General features: G+C 66.6%; 16 protein-coding genes. 9 read left to right on the forward strand and 7 right to left on the reverse strand.

Annotated features, from left to right (window positions below; all coding sequences use genetic code 11):
- Window positions 1-80 precede the first annotated feature (80 nt).
- From CFP68_RS06220 to CFP68_RS06240, 5 genes are all read left to right on the forward strand, one after another.
- The gene (locus CFP68_RS06220; protein ID WP_099825890.1) at window positions 81-698 is read left to right on the forward strand and encodes a queuosine precursor transporter; all 618 of its coding nucleotides are present in this window, start codon (window positions 81-83) and stop codon (window positions 696-698) included.
- 319 nt (window positions 699-1,017) lie between these two features.
- Window positions 1,018-1,473, forward strand: a complete 456-nt coding sequence (locus CFP68_RS06225) for a hypothetical protein (protein ID WP_099825895.1) — start codon at window positions 1,018-1,020, stop codon at window positions 1,471-1,473.
- Between the two features lie 59 nt (window positions 1,474-1,532).
- Window positions 1,533-1,955 carry an alternative ribosome rescue aminoacyl-tRNA hydrolase ArfB gene (gene arfB / locus CFP68_RS06230; RefSeq protein WP_099825900.1) on the forward strand — a complete coding sequence of 141 codons (423 nt, stop codon included), beginning with the start codon at window positions 1,533-1,535 and terminating at the stop codon, window positions 1,953-1,955.
- A 98-nt stretch (window positions 1,956-2,053) separates the two neighbouring features.
- Window positions 2,054-3,283: an aspartate aminotransferase family protein gene (locus CFP68_RS06235; RefSeq protein WP_099825903.1), complete on the forward strand. Its 1,230-nt coding sequence runs from the start codon at window positions 2,054-2,056 to the stop codon at window positions 3,281-3,283.
- The gene (locus CFP68_RS06240; protein WP_099825906.1) at window positions 3,280-4,215 is read left to right on the forward strand and encodes a phosphotransferase enzyme family protein; all 936 of its coding nucleotides are present in this window, start codon (window positions 3,280-3,282) and stop codon (window positions 4,213-4,215) included. The genes CFP68_RS06235 and CFP68_RS06240 overlap by 4 nt, the downstream gene beginning before the upstream one ends.
- A 10-nt stretch (window positions 4,216-4,225) precedes the next feature.
- Here the strand turns inward: CFP68_RS06240 and pncB are convergent, their stop codons facing one another.
- Window positions 4,226-5,518 carry a nicotinate phosphoribosyltransferase gene (gene pncB / locus CFP68_RS06245; protein ID WP_099825910.1) on the reverse strand — a complete coding sequence of 431 codons (1,293 nt, stop codon included), beginning with the start codon at window positions 5,516-5,518 and terminating at the stop codon, window positions 4,226-4,228.
- A 260-nt stretch (window positions 5,519-5,778) separates the two neighbouring features.
- Here pncB and argC point away from each other — a divergent pair, with 260 nt between their 5' ends.
- Complete coding sequence (argC, locus tag CFP68_RS06250; protein WP_099825915.1) at window positions 5,779-6,705, forward strand: N-acetyl-gamma-glutamyl-phosphate reductase; 927 nt, start codon at window positions 5,779-5,781, stop codon at window positions 6,703-6,705.
- Between the two features lie 13 nt (window positions 6,706-6,718).
- On the opposite strand, the gene CFP68_RS06255 is transcribed toward argC, so the two are convergent.
- Entirely contained in the window at window positions 6,719-7,999 is a 1,281-nt protein-coding gene (locus CFP68_RS06255) for a 3-deoxy-D-manno-octulosonic acid transferase (protein ID WP_099825921.1), read from the reverse strand.
- 72 nt (window positions 8,000-8,071) lie between these two features.
- On the opposite strand from CFP68_RS06255, the gene CFP68_RS06260 reads away from it, so the two are divergent.
- Window positions 8,072-9,205, forward strand: a complete 1,134-nt coding sequence (locus CFP68_RS06260) for a rhamnan synthesis F family protein (RefSeq protein WP_158234135.1) — start codon at window positions 8,072-8,074, stop codon at window positions 9,203-9,205.
- On the opposite strand, the gene pncA is transcribed toward CFP68_RS06260, so the two are convergent.
- Window positions 9,202-9,801: a bifunctional nicotinamidase/pyrazinamidase gene (pncA, locus tag CFP68_RS06265; protein ID WP_158234136.1), complete on the reverse strand. Its 600-nt coding sequence runs from the start codon at window positions 9,799-9,801 to the stop codon at window positions 9,202-9,204. The two genes, CFP68_RS06260 and pncA, sit on opposite strands and share 4 nt — an antisense overlap.
- Before the next feature lie 100 nt (window positions 9,802-9,901).
- On the opposite strand from pncA, the gene trhO reads away from it, so the two are divergent.
- On the forward strand, window positions 9,902-10,804 hold the full coding sequence (gene trhO, locus CFP68_RS06270; protein ID WP_099825928.1) for an oxygen-dependent tRNA uridine(34) hydroxylase TrhO: 903 nt from the start codon (window positions 9,902-9,904) through the stop codon (window positions 10,802-10,804).
- A gap of 84 nt (window positions 10,805-10,888) precedes the next feature.
- On the opposite strand, the gene CFP68_RS06275 is transcribed toward trhO, so the two are convergent.
- The 3 genes from CFP68_RS06275 to CFP68_RS06285 form a co-directional block, all read right to left on the reverse strand.
- A complete protein-coding gene (locus CFP68_RS06275) occupies window positions 10,889-11,623 on the reverse strand; it encodes a metallophosphoesterase (protein ID WP_099825931.1) in 735 nt (244 codons plus the stop codon).
- Window positions 11,624-11,677: 54 nt separating this feature from the next.
- A complete protein-coding gene (gene serA / locus CFP68_RS06280; RefSeq protein WP_099825934.1) occupies window positions 11,678-13,273 on the reverse strand; it encodes a phosphoglycerate dehydrogenase in 1,596 nt (531 codons plus the stop codon).
- Window positions 13,274-13,373: 100 nt separating this feature from the next.
- Window positions 13,374-14,516 carry a phosphoserine transaminase gene (locus tag CFP68_RS06285; RefSeq protein ID WP_099825936.1) on the reverse strand — a complete coding sequence of 381 codons (1,143 nt, stop codon included), beginning with the start codon at window positions 14,514-14,516 and terminating at the stop codon, window positions 13,374-13,376.
- 228 nt (window positions 14,517-14,744) lie between these two features.
- On the opposite strand from CFP68_RS06285, the gene serB reads away from it, so the two are divergent.
- Window positions 14,745-15,623, forward strand: coding sequence for a phosphoserine phosphatase SerB (gene serB, locus CFP68_RS06290; RefSeq protein WP_099825939.1), 879 nt, complete (start codon window positions 14,745-14,747; stop codon window positions 15,621-15,623).
- A 45-nt stretch (window positions 15,624-15,668) separates the two neighbouring features.
- Here the strand turns inward: serB and dgcA are convergent, their stop codons facing one another.
- Window positions 15,669-16,634, reverse strand: a complete 966-nt coding sequence (dgcA, locus tag CFP68_RS06295; protein WP_099825941.1) for an N-acetyl-D-Glu racemase DgcA — start codon at window positions 16,632-16,634, stop codon at window positions 15,669-15,671.
- Window positions 16,635-16,655: the final 21 nt, after the last annotated feature.

Here is a 16,655-nt window from a genome sequence, read left to right on the forward strand (position 1 = left end):
ACCGCACCGGGCGTATTGAGCGGACGTCCCGCCCAAACGGGGCCAAGTCTCCGAACCCCTTGTCAAAACGGAACATCCGCATGCGTCTTTTTCCCGGCATCGTCGCCATGGCCGCCATCGTGCTGGCCTCGAATATCCTTGTTCAGTTCCTCTGGGGCGACTGGCTGACCCTTGGCGCGTTCACCTACCCGCTGGCGTTCCTCGTGACCGACGTGATGAACCGCGTCTATGGCGCCGCCACTGCGCGCCGCGTCGTGTTCGCGGGGTTCCTGACCGGCGTCGTCTGCTCGCTGATCGGCACCCAGATCACGGGCGATTTCGGACCGCTGGTCACCGGGCGCATCGCCTTGGCGTCCGGCACGGCGTTCCTGACGGCGCAATTGGTGGACATCGCGGTGTTCAACCGCCTGCGTGGCGGACGGTGGTGGCGCGCTCCGCTGGCGTCGACCCTGATCGGATCGGCCCTGGATACGGCACTGTTCTTCACCATCGCCTTCTCGGCCACGCTGACCTTCATCGAACCGGGCAACGACACGTCGTGGGCCACCGGCCCGGTTCCGTTGCTGGGGGCAGGCCCGGCGTTGCCGCTCTGGGTGTCGCTGGCCGCCGCAGACTGGGGCGTCAAGATGGCGCTGGCGGTGATCGCCCTGATACCTTTCCGCCTCATCGTGCGCCGGCTTGCGGCGAAAACCGCGTAAATGGGTTTGACATATGACGAATCCATGCCACCCTCCCCCCTATCGGCAACAACTGAAAGGAGGTGGTCCAGTGTCTAGAATGATCAACGAGATCGAGGTCGGAACAGTCATGGGGGCCGTCGCCCAAGGGCAATCCTGAGGGCAGAACATCCATGATTGGGCTCCCGCTCTAACCGGGCCCATCTCCACATTGTTCGAAGGGTCATCGCGCGGCGGTGACCCTTTTCGTTTGTCGGGAATGCCAACGCCGTTCACGGCCCCACACCGCGGGTTCCATTCGCGGATAAAATGCGCGCCGCAAACAACCAAGGCGCGAAAAATGGACAACATCCGCCCATCGCCGGTGTTTCGCCACAAGCTGTTACACCTTGGCAAAGGGATGGTGCAGAACACCGAAATGCATCCCCGCACGACATCCAGGCCCGTGGTCCGGCCCCTCGATACTGCCGCGTTCCAGGAATTCGCGGTGGTGGCCCTGCTTGTGGACGGCGGCACGCCCCGCCACGTCGTCCGTGCCGCGATCCACCGCTATCCCAAAGCGGCGGCGGGCGATGTGATGTTCGAGCTGATCTGCGTCGCGAACGATCTGCACGACCGGCACCGTGCCCGCACGACCGACACCCGTGCCCTTGCCAACGCGCTGTTTCGCGCCTGCGCCATGCTGGCGGCAGACATCCACGCCATCGCCCATGACCGGCCCCACGGCGTGACCTGCGCCGACGTGGCCGCCTTCTGGGGCGATCAGGATGCATATTTCACCCCGCCCCCGGCCTGAACCCGTTTCCACATCGGGGCTGCGCGCGTTATGAAGCCTGCGAAAGGCGGACACCAACGATGCTGAGGATAAACGACAGGATCACCATCGAGGATTGGGAGATCACGGAAAGCTTCCTGCGCGCCTCCGGTCCCGGCGGGCAGAACGTGAACAAGGTGTCCTCGGCCGTCGAACTCCGGTTCGAGGCTGAACGCTCTCCGAACCTGCCGCCCCCGGTCAAGACCCGGCTGTGCCGGCTGGCCGGTCGCCGCTGGACCAAGGAAGGCGCGCTGATCCTTCAGGTCGACGAAACCCGCAGCCAGGCCCGCAACCGCGACATCGCGCGCGACCGGCTGGCCGCCCTGATCCTCGAGGCGACGAAAACGCCGAAGCGCCGGATCGCCACCCGCCCCACCCTCGGCGCCAAGAAACGCCGCCTGAAGGCCAAGAAGGTGCGCGGCGAGGTGAAAGCCCTGCGCGGCAACGTCTCGCCCGATGACTGAGCCGCGCTCCCGGTCTTTTTCTTGCCCCATCAACTCCGGGGGACGTCCCGCAGGGACGGGGGGCTGGCCCCCTGCGCGCTTTGCGGTAAAACACTGCCATGGATGATCTCATTGCCCGCCGCACCGCGCGCCTCGGACCGAACGTTCCGACCTTCTATGACCGGCCCCTGCACCTTGTGCGGGGCGAAGGCGTCTGGCTGTGGGACGCCGACGGCAAGCGCTATCTCGATTGCTACAACAACGTCCCCCACGTCGGCCATTGCCACCCCCATGTGACCGACGCCATCGCCCGTCAGTCCGCGACGCTGAACACCCACACCCGGTATCTGCACGACGGCATCCTCGACCTGCTTGACCGCATCTGCGGCACGCTGGGCCACGGGCTGACCCAGGGTCTGCTGACCTGCACGGGGTCCGAGGCGAACGATGTCGCGCTGCGCATGGCGCAGGCCGTCACCGGCAACACCGGCATCATCGCCACCGACAACACCTATCATGGCAACACCACGGCCACGGCCCAGCTGTCCACGCGCCGCCCGCCCATCGGCGGCTATCCCCCCCATGTCCGGCTGGTTCCGGCGCCGGAATCCGATACCGACCCGGCGGCCTTCGCCGCCCATGTCGCCGACGCGATCGCCGATCTGCAATCCACGCCGCACGGCTTTTCCGCCATGATGCTCTGTCCGATCTTCGCCAACGAAGGTCTGCCCAACGTGGCACCGGGGTTCTTCGACGCCGCCGCGCGCGAAATCCGGCGGGCAAGCGGGTTGATCCTGTGCGACGAGGTGCAACCGGGGTTCGGACGCATCGGGCAATGGTGGGGGCACGACTGGCTGGGGATCGCGCCCGATGTCGTGACAATGGGCAAGCCCATGGGCAACGGTCATCCCGTGGCCGGCGTCATCGCCACCGAACCCGTGATGGCCGCGTTCCGCAACGCATTCGGCTATTTCAACACCTTCGGCGGCAATCCGGTGTCGGCCGCCGCCGCCAACGCCGTGCTGGACGTGATCGAGGGCGACGCGCTGATCCCCCACGCCGCCGCCATGGGCGCCCATGCGCTGGACCGTCTGAAATCCGTCACCCACCCGGCCATCACCGAGGTGCGCGGCAACGGGTTGTTCTTCGGTCTGGTGCTGGAAGAAGACGGCGCCCCCGCGACGGCACTTGCCACCCGGATCGTCGAGGCGATGAAGGACCGTGGCATATTGATCGGGCGGATCGGGCGGCACATGAACATCCTCAAGATGCGCCCGCCGATGCCGATCCGCGCGGGCGAGATCGACCTGGCCATCGACACCCTGCAATCGGTGATGGACGCGCAATGACCCCCGACGACATCCAGGCCCATGCCATCGCCGCCCTGCGCCTGTGGGGCTGCGACAATGCCACGCCGCGCCTGATCCGCAACCGCGAGAACGCGGTGTTCGACGTGACCCTGCCGGACGGACAGCGGGCCGCTCTGCGCCTGCACCGTGCGGGATACCAGACCGATCCGGCAATCCGCTCGGAACTGGTCTGGACCGAGGCACTGGCGGACGCGGCCATCCCCTGCCCGCGTCCGATCCGCACGCTGGAGGGCGATCTTCTGGGCAAACCGGCGTTCGGGCCGCGCGCGTCGCTGGTGACATGGATCGACGCCGCGCCCATCGGTGCCGACGGCGAACCCTTCGCGGGCACCGATGGGCAGCAGGCCGATCTCTATCACCGGCTGGGCCGGCTGACCGCCGACATGCACCGCGCCACCGATGCCTGGACCCCGCCCGGCGATTTCGAACGCCCCCGTTGGGATCTGGACGGGCTGACCGGCGATGTTCCGCTGTGGGGACGCTTCTGGCAGAACTCTGCGCTCAGCGACGGGGACGCCGATTTCCTGACCGAGGTCCGTGACGCGCTGCGCGCCCGGCTGTCGGCACGGGCGTGGGACACCGGGCTGATCCACGCCGACCTGTTGCAGGAAAACCTGCTGGCGCGCGACGGCATTCTGCATGTCATCGATTTCGACGACAGCGGTTTCGGCTATCGCCTCTATGATCTGGGCACCGCGATGATCCAGCATTGCGATGCATCCAACCGCGCCGACCTGACGGCGGCGCTGTGCGACGGGTATGGCGGCGGGCACGACGACATCGACATGTTCACCCTGCTGCGTGCGCTGGCGTCCTGCGGCTGGATCATGCCGCGCACGACGCCCGCCGATCCGCGTCGCAGGACCTATGCCGAGCGGGCGCTGCGCCTGGCGCGCGCCTGGTCGGCATAGGCGGCGACGTTCAGACGAACAACCGTTGGGCGTCCTGTTCGCCGACATCGAACACCCGCTTGTAGCGTTCGATTTCGTCCGCCGGCCCCATGGCCTTGTTCGGATTGTCCGACAGTTTCACCGTCGGGCGGCCGTTGGCCGACACGGCCTTGCAGACCAGCGAGAACGGCGCCAGCGCGTCTTCCGGCACCAGGCCGCGGAAATCATTGGTCAGCAACGTCCCCCACCCGAACGACACCCGGACCCGTCCGGCAAACTGGTGCAGCAACTGGCGGATCTTGGCCACGTCCAGACCGTCCGAGAAGATCACCAGCTTTTCGCGCGGATCCTCGCCGCGCGATTTCCACCATGCAATGGCCGTTTCCGCCCCCGTCGCCGGATCGCCCGAATCGATGCGGATGCCGGTCCAGCCCGCCAGCCAGTCGGGCGCATGCCTGAGAAAGCCGGGGGTGCCATAGGTGTCGGGCAACATGATGCGCAGGTTGCCTTCGTGTTCGTCGTGCCAGTCGGCCAGCACGTCATAGGGGGCGCGGCGCAATTCGGCATCGGTGTCGGCCAGCGCGGAATAAACCATGGGCAGTTCGTGAGCGTTGGTGCCGATCGCCTCCATCTCGCGGTTCTTGGCGATCAGGCAGTTCGAGGTGCCGGTGAAATTGTCGCCCAGCCCTTCCTGCATGGCCTGCACGCACCAATCCTGCCACAGGAAAGAATGCCGCCGCCGGGTGCCGAAATCGGCCAGCTTCAGCCCCGGCAGATCGCGCAGCCCTTCGACCTTTTCCCACAGCTTGGTCATCGCTCGGGCATAGAGCACCTGCAATTCGAACCGGCCCATGTCGTCGAGCACGCGGCGTGAGCGCAGTTCCATCAGCACCGACAACGCCGGAATTTCCCACAGCATCACCTCGGGCCACGCGCCCTCGAACGTCAGTTCATACTGGCCGTCGCGTTTTTCCAGCTCATAGGCCGGCAGACGCAGCGTTTCGAACCAGTCCATGAACTCGGGCGTGAACATCTGCCGCTTGCCGTAAAAGGTGTTGCCGCGCATCCATGTAGATTCGCCGCGCGACAGCGACAGCGACCGGATGTGATCCAGTTGTTCGCGCAATTCGCCCTCGTCGATCAGGTCGGCCAGACGGATCGATTTGGTCCGGTTGATGAGCGAGAAGGTCACCCGCACGTCGGGTTTGTTGCGAAACACCGACTGGCACATCAGCAGCTTGTAGAAGTCGGTATCGATCAGCGAGCGCACGATCGGGTCGATCTTCCACTTGTGGTTCCAGACGCGGGTGGCGATATCGACCATGCTTTCGTCCTTTCCGGGCCACGGGGGCGGGCCTGCGGCGCCATCTGGCCCATCCGTGGACCGCAGGGCAAGGGGCAAGCCGGGTCTGAAACAACGGAGCGCCTGCGGCGCACGCGATCCGGCCCTTCGGGCCTGTGGGCGTTCGGGACGCACGTCGGGGCATTCCCGACCGGTGCGATCACGCCGATACCCCTTGCGGTCGCCTTGGCAATCGCCACGTGGACCGTTAAGCCACACGCGCAGCAAAAGGGGGTTACCACATGGCCGCAACGGTGTTCATCGACGGCGAAGTCGGCACGACGGGATTGCAGATCCGCGAGCGTCTGGCAAAGCGCGAAGATCTGACATTGATTTCGCTGCCCGAGGCAAAGCGCAAGGACGCCGCGGCGCGCAAGGATGCCTTCGCGCGCGCGGATGTCGCGATCCTGTGCCTGCCGGACGACGCCGCCCGCGAAGCGGTGGCGTTGTGCGACGGGCTGGACACCCGGCTGATCGATGCCTCGACCGCCCATCGCACCGCCGATGGCTGGACCTACGGCTTCCCCGAGTTGAAGCCCGGCCAGGCCGACGCCATCGCCAAAGCCGACCGGGTGTCGAACCCCGGCTGTTATTCGACCTGCGCCATCGCCTTGCTGGCGCCGCTGGTCGACGCGGACCTGATGGCGACCGACACCGCCTGTGCGATCTTCGGCATTTCCGGATACACCGGCGGCGGCAAGGCCATGGTGGCCGAGTTCGAAGGCGATACACCCCCCGGACCGTTCATCTATGCCACCGGCCAGACTCACAAGCACCTGCCCGAGATCATAGCCCGCACCGGTCTGACCATGACACCGATCTTCACGCCCTCGGTCGGCCAATATGCCCAGGGCATGGTGGTGCAGATCCCGCTGTATTCCGCCGCTCTGAAGGGGCGCCCGGACCGGGCCGCCATCCACGCCGCGCTGGCCGCGCATTACAAGGCCAGCCGTTTCGTGACAGTGCGCCCGCTGGACCAGGTCGAGCCGCGCGAGAACCCGCAGAAGCTGAACGGAACCAACCGGTTGGAGCTGGCCGTGCTGGGCGACGATGCGACCGGTCGACTGGTGGTGTCGGCGATCCTCGACAACCTCGGCAAGGGCGCGTCGGGGGCGGCAGTGCAGAACCTGAACCTGATGCTGGGTCTTGACGAGGGTGCAGGCCTCTAGGCCCGGCCCCGGATCACCCCTGCCGCGCCAGCGCCGCCCAGGTCCGTCCCAGCACGGCGCGCCGTTCGGCGACGACGGCGCGACCGGCCTGAACCATCGCGGCCCGCACCGCCGGATCGGCCAGGCGCCGCACCTCTGCGGCGATGGCATCGGCATCGGCGCAGGTAGTTGCCGCGCCTGCCGTATCCAGAGCCTCATATGTTTCGGCAAAATCGCCCACCGACGGGCCATGCAACACCGGCCGGTCCAGCACGACCGCCTCGAACGGGTTCTTGCCGCGATGCTCGGGCCCCGGCACGTTCAGCGAGTTGCCCATGAACACCACGTCCGCCAGACGATACCACAATCCCATTTCGCCGATCGTGTCGGCCAGATAAACGTTCGTATCCGGTTCGATTTCCTCGCCGCGCGAGCGGCGTGCCGTTTTCAGACCCCGCGCCTGTGCGGCGCGTTCGGCGCTCTCGGAATCGGACAGATCGCGCGGCGCGAGAACCATCAGATGCGTGTCCCTTAACGCAAGCTGCCCGTCGCAGAGCGTATCGACCTCACGTCGCGAAAAGGATGCGGCAAGCCAACAAGACCGCTGGCCAAGATTGTCGCGCAACTGCTGCAACGCGCGCGTGTCGCAGGGCAATGGCGCCGCCGCCGCCTTCAGCGACCCGAGAACCTGCACCCGGTCGGCGGCCACACCCAGCGCGCGAAAACGTTCGGCGCTGTCGTCATCCTGGACCAGGACGATATCGAACAGACGTAACAGATCCCGGAACATCCCCCGCCCGCGCGACCGTTTCGCAAAGTTCGCGGGCGATATGCGCGAGTTGATCAGGGCCAGCGGAATACCCCGCCGGTGCGCCGCCAGCAGAAGGCCGGGCCAAAGGTCAAGCTCGGTCACGACCGCCCGATCGGGCCTCCAATGGTCCAGGAACCGCCGCACGGGTCCGGCTGAATCAACCGGCAGGAACTGATGGATCACCCGCGGGGGCAGACCGACGCGGCCCAGCGCGACGGCCGACGTGCGGGTCGATGTGGTCAGCAGGATATGCGCCTCGGGCCGCTCGCGCCCGGCCAGCGCCAGCAGCGGCAACAACGCCAGACTCTCGCCAACGCTGAGCGCATGAAACCACAAGACCGGACCCGGGGGGCGATCCGCCATGTCGTGCGCGAACTTTTCGGCCACCCGCGCGCCATCTTCCTTGCCGCGCCGCACCCGGCGCGCCATGGCCAGCCGCCACAGGGGTTCGGACACCGCCGCGAAGGCCAGATAAGCGGTCATCCCTGCCGATTGTCGTGCCATGTCACCCTCCGGTTGCCGCGCGCGCGCCCCGGCTGTAGCACGGGGCGCAGCGGTCGACAAAGGCACAGCGCGATGACATCCAAGCTCCCCCCGTGGAAGATCCGCCGCGAGGCCGCCCGGCTAGGCCAACAGATCCTGGCCGCATCGGAACGGATCACCGGACCGCTGAAACGGGCGCGGTTCGCACGCACGCGCGCCGCCAACACCCGCATCACCGACGGCGCGCTGGCCGGCGCGGCCAAGGTTGCCATCTTCGTTATCTTTCAGCCGGGCGGTGTTTCGCGGTCCGTTCACGACACCTGCCGCCACCTGGCACGTCGGGGATACGCGCCGCTGGTGGTCAGCAACGGCGCGCTGTCCGACGCCGATCGCACCACCCTGGCCGCCCTATCCTGGCGGCTGATCGAGCGGCCCAACTTCGGCTATGACTTCGGCGGCTACCTTGAAGGGGTGCAGGATCTCGGGCGCCTGAACCGCGCCCCGGACACCCTGATCATGATGAACGACAGCACCTGGTTCCCGACCCTGGCCAATGAGACCGTCATCCCCGAGATGGAGGCCAGCACCGCACAGTTCCTGGGTGCGCAGATGTTCGGGCGGCTCGACGGGCCCAACCGCAAGGGGCGCGGGCCGATGCTCGGGTCGTATTTCCTGATGTTCAAGGGCGCAGTACTGGGCCATCCGGCCTTCACCGGCTTCTGGGCCGACTACAAGCTGTCGTCGAACAAGGAGATCGTCCTGCGGCGCGGCGAACGTGCGCTGTCCGACCGGCTGATCGGGGCGGGCATTCCGGCGCAGGGCGTCTTTACCCGCGCGCGGTTTGGCGCGGTTCTCGACCGCCTCGGCCCGGCCGAATTGCACGATGCTTTGCGCTTTGCCATCTGCATGTCCCCTGAACTCGAATCGCGAAGGGCCGCCCATTGCGCCCTGCCGCACGCGCCCGGCCCGTGGGCAGACGAGGCGCGCGCCATCCTCGGGGCGGCGGCGGATGCCAAGAACTACATCGGTTCTGTGCCGCTGGTGGCGATCCGGCACATGGGGATGCCGTTCGTGAAGAAGAACAATGAAATGCACTATCAACGGGGGCGCCGCGCCCTGCTCGACGCCCTCGACGAAGGATTGATCCCCGGCTTCGACCCCATTGTGCACGCCGAACTGGAACGTCGGGTCGGCGCCCGGTCCGACGCCGGTCGCCGATCCGGCTAGCCCATGGTCACGCCGGCCGCGGCCATCTCCGCCTCGGCCGCGGCCAGCGAACCGTCAAGATCGATGGCGCGGCACAGATCGCGCCGCACCGTCACGTCGAAGCCCAGGCGCGCCGCATCCACCGCCGAATAATTCACGCAGAAATCCAGCGCCAATCCCACCAGCGTCAGCCGCCCGATCCCCCGGTTGCGCAGATACCCCTCCAAACCCGTGGGGGTCGTGTGATCGTTCTCGAAAAATGCCGAATAGCTGTCGATCGCCGGATTGAACCCCTTGCGGATGATCAGATCGCCATCAACCCGCAAATCGGGGTGAAACGCCGCGCCGTTGCTGCCCTGGACACAATGATCGGGCCATAGCACCTGCGCCCCATAGGGCATGTCGATCATCGCCATCGGCGCACGACCCGGATGGGACGAGGCGAACGACGAATGGCCCGCCGGATGCCAGTCCTGGCTCAGGATCACGGCATCGAACCCGTCCATCAGCGCGTTGATCCCCGGCACGATGTCATCGCCACCGGCCACGGCCAGCGCGCCACCGGGGCAGAAATCGTTCTGGACATCGATGACAAGAAGGGCGGAAAGGTCTGGCACGGCGGTCTCCTGCTCTGGGATGGGGGCATCCTACACGGGCGTCGCACAAACGAAAGCCCGCGATCTTGCGGGCCTGCCGCCAAAGGCGTATTCCGCCCCCATGTTCACCGTTGCCGCCCTCTATCGCTTCACCCGCCTCGATGCGCCCGCCAGCCTGCGCGCGCCGCTGGCCGACGTCTGCAACGCCCACGGCGTCAAGGGCATCCTGCTGCTGGCGCCCGAGGGCATCAACGGCACCATCGGCGGCACCCGGGCTGGCATCGACGCGGTGCTGGCGCATATCCGCACCCTGCCCGGCTGCGCCGATCTGGACTGGAAGGAAAGCACCGCCGCCGACATGCCGTTCCTGCGCATGAAGGTCCGCCTGAAGCGCGAGATCGTGACCATGGGCCAGCCCGACATCGACCCGGTGAACGCCACCGGAACCCACGTGGATGCCGCCGACTGGAACGCCCTGATCGACGCGCCCGACGTGGTGGTGATCGACACGCGCAATGCCTATGAAACGGCCATCGGCACGTTCCAGGGCGCCATCGACCCGGCCACCGAAAGCTTTGGCAGTTTCCCCGCCTGGTGGCAGGCCAACAGCGACCGCCTGCAGGGCAAGCGGATCGCCATGTTCTGCACCGGCGGCATCCGCTGCGAGAAATCTACCGCCTACCTGCGCGCCCAGGGCGTGCCCGAGGTGTTTCACCTGAAGGGCGGCATCCTGAAATACCTTGAAACCGTGCCCGAAAGCGAAAGCCGCTGGCAGGGCGAGTGCTTCGTCTTCGACCAGCGGGTCGCGGTCAAACACGGGCTGCAACAGGGCGATCACACGCTGTGCCACGGCTGCCGTCATCCGGTGTCGCCGGCAGAGCGCGAACACCCGGCGTACGAGCCCGGCGTCGCCTGCCCCCATTGCGCCGATACCCTCACCCAGACCGACCGCGCGCGGTTCCGCGAACGTCAACGCCAGATCGAACTGGCCCGCGCCCGCGGCGAACGCCACCTGGGCAGCTGACACCGCCGCGCGGCGTCACACGACATCGCGGCTTTTTCTTGCCGAAAATACTCGAAATCCCGCCCGCGCGCCGAAATCCGACGCTCAGGGGCGCAAGGCCACCCGTCCCGAATCGGTCAGCACGAAACATGACCGGCCCTCGAACACCGCAGCCGTCAGGGGCCGTCCGTATCCCGCTCCCGTATCCAGATCGACGCGGTTGCCGAAGTGCTCGGGCGCGTCCAGCGCGGTGTGGCCATGCACCACAAGACGTCCGTGGTCGGTGGAATCGTCCAGGAAACCCTGGCGGATCCAGACCAGATCATCCTCGACCTGCCGTGCCAACGGCACACCGGGCCGGATCCCGGCGTGGACAAGGATCAGCTCATCGGTCGTATGCATCAGCGGCAGATCGGCGATGAACGCGCGGTGCGACGCCGGCACCGACTCCAATGCCTCGGCATGGACGTCCTCCAGCGGACGCCGCTCGGGGCTGTCCACGCCATAGGATCGCACGGTCTCGGCCCCGCCCAATCGCGTATCGAACCATGGCAGGTCCGAACGCAGCCCCGGATCGCGGTAAGCGGGATCGTTCAGGAACTCCTGAAACATCCGGTCGTGGTTGCCTTTCAGCACGATCCAGGGCTGTCCGTCGGCGATCCCGTCGATCAGCAGGTCCAGAACGCCCCGGCTGTCCGGCCCGCGGTCGGTCAGATCGCCCAGATGCACGATCGGTGCGTCATGCGCGCCGGACCGGGCCCGGTCGGCGGCGATCCGGTCGTGGGCCGCCTCCAACATCGCACGTTGGCCATGAATGTCGCCAATGGCATAGATCGTCATCGCACCCTCCGTAAACACAGATCGGGGCGCCCGCACCGGACGCCCCGTCAACCCTCACCCCATGACGAACTGCAAGGGGCGGATCGCCTTGAACAATCCTGTCGCGGCCAGTTTGTCCAGCACTGCCTGCGGCGGCTGGTCATCCAGATACAGCAGCGCGATGGCATCCTTGCCGCGGGTTGACCGGCCGAGGGTGAAATTGGCGATGTTCACGCCGTTCTCGCCCATGGTCTGGCCCAGCGCGCCGATGATGCCGGGCTGGTCGTGGTTCGTGGTGTACAGCATGTGTTCGCCGATCTCGGCATCGATGGTGATGCCCTTGATCTGGATGAACCGCGGCTTGCCGTCGGAAAACACCGTGCCCGCGATGGAGCGTTCGCGCGTCGCGGTCTTGACCGTCAGCTTGACATAGCCGTCGAAGACGCCGGTCTTCTCCTGCGTGGTGGTCGAGATTTCGACACCGCGCTCCTTGGCCATCACCGGGGCCGAAACCATGTTCACGTCGGGGTTCGACGCCTGCATCACCCCGGCCATGACGGCGGCGTTCAGCGCGGCCGTGTTCATCTCGGACACCACGCCGTTATAGAGGATGTTCACCGCCTCGATGGGCTCATCGGTCATCTGGCCCACGAAGCTGCCCAGGTGCCCGGCCAGCTTCAGCCACGGCCCCATCACCTTGGCCTCCTCCGCCGTCACCGACGGCATGTTCAACGCGTTGCTCACCGCGCCGCTCAGCAGGTAATCCGACATCTGCTCGGCCACCTGCAACGCCACGTTCTCCTGCGCCTCGGTTGTCGCGGCGCCCAGGTGCGGCGTGACGACCACGCCCGGCAGGTTGAACAGCGGCGAGTCCGTCGCCGGTTCCTCGGCGAAGACGTCGAAACCCGCACCGGCCACATGGCCCGACCGGATCGCATCGGCCAGCGCGGCCTCGTCCACCAGGCCGCCGCGCGCGCAGTTGATGACGCGCACGCCCGGCTTCAGCTTGGCGATGTTCTTCGCCGACAGGATGTTGCGGGTCTTGTCGGTCAGCGGCACGTGGAAGGTGATGAAATCCGACTTGGCCAGCAGTTCGTCCAGATCGACCTTGCGCACGCCCAGTTGCACCGCCCGCTCCTCGCTCAGGAACGGATCATAGGCGATGACCTTCATCCGCAGGCCCAGCGCCCGGTCGATCACGATGGATCCGATGTTGCCGGCACCGATCACGCCCAGCGTCTTGGTGGTCAGCTCGACCCCCATGAAGCGCGACTTTTCCCACTTGCCGGCATGGGTGCTGGCGTTCGCCTCGGGGATCTGACGGGCCACGGCCATCATCAGGCTGATGGCATGTTCGGCGGTGGTGATCGAGTTGCCGAACGGCGTGTTCATCACGATCACGCCCTTTTTCGAGGCGGCCGGAATCTCGACGTTGTCGACCCCGATCCCGGCGCGGCCGATCACCTTGAGGTTGGTGGCGGCCTCCAGAACCTTGGCCGTCACCTTGGTGGCGCTGCGGATGGCAAGACCGTCGTATTCGCCGATCACGGACAACAGCTTGTCCTTGTCCTTGCCGATGGACGGATCGAAGGTGACGTCGATGCCGCGATCGCGAAAGATCTGCACGGCGGTTTCGGACAGCTTGTCGCTGACGAGGACTTTGGGGGCCATGACTGGCACTCCTTCAGGAAAAAAGGGAAATTCGGAACGGCACCCGGCGGTCGGACACGGCCCGTTCCGGGCCGCGGCGAAGACGCCGGGCGCCCTTTGGTCAGGCGGCGGCGCGTTCGGCGTGATACGCCCATTCGATCCAGGGCATCAGCGCGGCAACATCGGCGGTTTCGACCGTGCCCCCGCACCAGATCCTGAGCCCCGGAGGCGCATCGCGATAGGCCCCCACATCCAGCGCGACGCCTTCCGCCTCCAGACGCTTGGCGACCGCCTTGGCAAAGGCCGCGCCGTCCAGCCCATCGGGCGTGGCAAACGTCAGACAGACCGATGTGTTGCTGCGGTTTTCGGGATCCCTGGCAAGGAAATCGATCCAGTCGTGCCGGCCGACAAACTCTGCAACCGCGGCGGCGTTGGCATCCGCCCGCGCCATCAGCCCCTTCAACCCGCCGACCGTGCGCGCCCAATCCAGCGCCAGCAGGTAATCCTCGACGCACAGCATCGACGGCGTGTTGATCGTCTCGCCGCGGAAAATCCCCTCGATCAGCTTGCCGCCCTTCGTCAGGCGGAAGATCTTGGGCAGCGGCCAGGCGGGGGCATAGGATTCAAGCCGTTCCACCGCACGCGGGCTCAGGATCAGCATGCCGTGCGCCGCCTCGCCGCCCAGCACCTTCTGCCAGGAGAACGTGGTCACATCCAGCTTGTCCCACGGCAGATCCTGCGCGAACGCGGCGCTGGTCGCATCGCAGAACGTCAGCCCCTTGCGGTCGGCCGGAATCACATCGCCCGACGCGACCCGCACACCCGAGGTGGTGCCGTTCCAAGTGAAGCACACGTCATTGTCGTAATTCAACGCGGCCATGTCGACGATCTCGCCATAGGGCGCCTCGTGCACCGTGGCCTCGATCTTCAACTGCTTGACCACATCCGTGACCCACCCGGCCCCGAAACTTTCCCAGGCGACCATCTCGACCGGCCGCTCGCCCAGCATCGTCCACATCGCCATCTCGAAGGCACCGGTGTCGGACGCGGGCACGATGCCGATCCGATAGCCCTCCGGCACCCCGAGGATCTCGCGCGTGCCGTCGATCGCCGCCACCAGCTTGGCCTTGCCGATCGGCGCACGGTGCGACCGGCCCAGCGGCGCGCCGGACAGGTTGTTCAGATCGTATACGGGAGGTTTGGCACAGGGGCCGGACGAAAAGCGCGGATTGGCCGGCCGCGTTGCCGGGGTATCGATAGCCATCGGTGGTATCCTCACAGATATATGCGCCGCGTTGGGGCGGCGTGTCCCACCTGTCGCAGTATCCCCACATCACGAAGCCGGCAAGACACAAAATGACGCGAATGCGCGCGCCACGGGGCAGTCGCGCCGGCTTCTCATTGACGAAAATACTCCCTGCGGAGCATCCACCACTGGCCAACAGGGCCGCCGCATGCTTTTCAGGCGCCGCATCTGAAGAAGGTCCCGACCATGTTCGCCGTCACCCTGATCACCTCGCCCGCCGCGCCGTCACTCGATCCGGCGCTGGCCGATTCGCTGCGCAACGCCTGGGGCGGCGGTGATCTGCAATGGCTGGCACCCGATGAGGCGGCGGAGTTTCCCGTGCAACACCGCCCCCCGAACATCGATGCGGTGCGCGAGGATCTGCGGGGCCACGGTGTCGACATCACGATCCAGCCGGCCGCCGGACGGCGCAAGGCGATCCTGCTGGCCGACATGGATTCGACCATGATCCGCCAGGAATGCATCGACGAACTGGCCGACGAGGCGGGCGTCGGCGCCCGTGTCGCCGACATCACGGCGCGCGCCATGAACGGCGAGTTGAACTTCGAATCGGCTTTGCGGGCGCGCGTGGCGTTGTTGAAGGGATTGCCGGAACACGTCATCACCCAGGTTCTGGCGACGCGCATCCACCTGATGCCCGGCGGGCCGGTCCTCTTGGCCACTATGAAGGCGAACGGCGCCTATACGGCGCTGGTATCCGGCGGCTTCACGGCATTCACGGCGGCCATTGCCGCGACCCTGGGATTCGATGAACATCGCGCCAACACGTTGATCGCAGAGGACGGCGTCCTGACCGGCGAGGTCGGCGAACCGATCCTCGGCAAACAGGCCAAGCTCGACTCGCTGCACCGGATCTGTGCCGCGCGGGGCCTTGCGCCACGGGATGTGCTGGCGGTCGGCGACGGCGCCAACGATCTGGCGATGCTGAGTGCCGCGGGCGCCGGGGTTGCGCTGCATGCCAAACCGGCCGTGGCCGCGCAGACAAGGCTGCGGATCGACCACGGCGACCTGACCGCCCTGCTGTATCTGCAAGGCTATGCGCAAAGCGAATTCGTACAGCCCTGACGCGCGTGCGGCGGGTCGGCCCATCAACAAAGAATCCGGCCCCCGTCAGCCCCACAATTCGGGTTGCGGCGGATGCACGCCGCGATCGTCAAAACGCAACGGATCTTCGCGGTCTTCGGACAACAGAAGCGGGCCGTCCAGATCGGTGAACGCGGCCCCCTGCGCCAGCAGGACCGCCGGTGCCATGGCAAGGGACGAGCCGACCATGCAACCGACCATCACGCCAAAACCGCCCGCGCGAGCGGCATCGCGCAGGGCCAGCGCTTCGGTCAGGCCGCCGGTCTTGTCCAGCTTGATGTTGACCAGGTCGTATTTCCCCTTCAGGTCGGCCAGGCTGTTGCGATCATGGCAGGATTCATCGGCACAGACCGGCAGCGGCCGAGCGATTTCACCCAGCATCCCGTCTTCGCCCGCCGGCAACGGTTGTTCCACCAGCTTGACCCCAAGACGCAGCAGATGAGGCGCGAGGTCGGCGTAGACCTCGGCGCTCCAGCCTTCGTTGGCATCGACGATGATCGCCGCGTCCGGTGCACCTTCGCGCACCGCTTCGAGGCGGGCCATGTCATCGGGCGTGCCCAGCTTGATCTTCAGGATCGGGCGCTTGGCGTGTTTCGCCGCCGCCGCCCGCATCCTGTCGGGCGTGTCCAGCGACAGGGTAAAGGCGGTGATTTCGGGCCCCGGCGCAGGCAGGCCCGCCAGCTCCCAAACCCTTTTGCCGGTGGATTTCGCCCAATGGTCCCACAGGGCGCAATCGACGGCGTTGCGCGCCGCGCCGGGCGGCAGTGCCGATTGCAGCGCCGCGCGGGTGATATCGGGCGAAAGACCTTCTATCTGGGCCGCCACCATCTCCAGCGTCTCGCCATAGCGCGCATAGGGCACGCATTCGCCCCGTCCGTTCACGCCATCGCGGACCAGATGAGCGGTCAGCACCTTCGCCTCGGTGCGCGATCCGCGCGAGATCGTGAAGACCTCGGCCAGTTGGAAGGTGTCGGCGGTCACTGTCAATGTCACGGCGTGGTCATCCCCTGTGGT

Source organism: Oceaniglobus indicus, assembly GCF_002751875.1.
GTDB classification, from domain to species: domain Bacteria; phylum Pseudomonadota; class Alphaproteobacteria; order Rhodobacterales; family Rhodobacteraceae; genus Oceaniglobus; species Oceaniglobus indicus.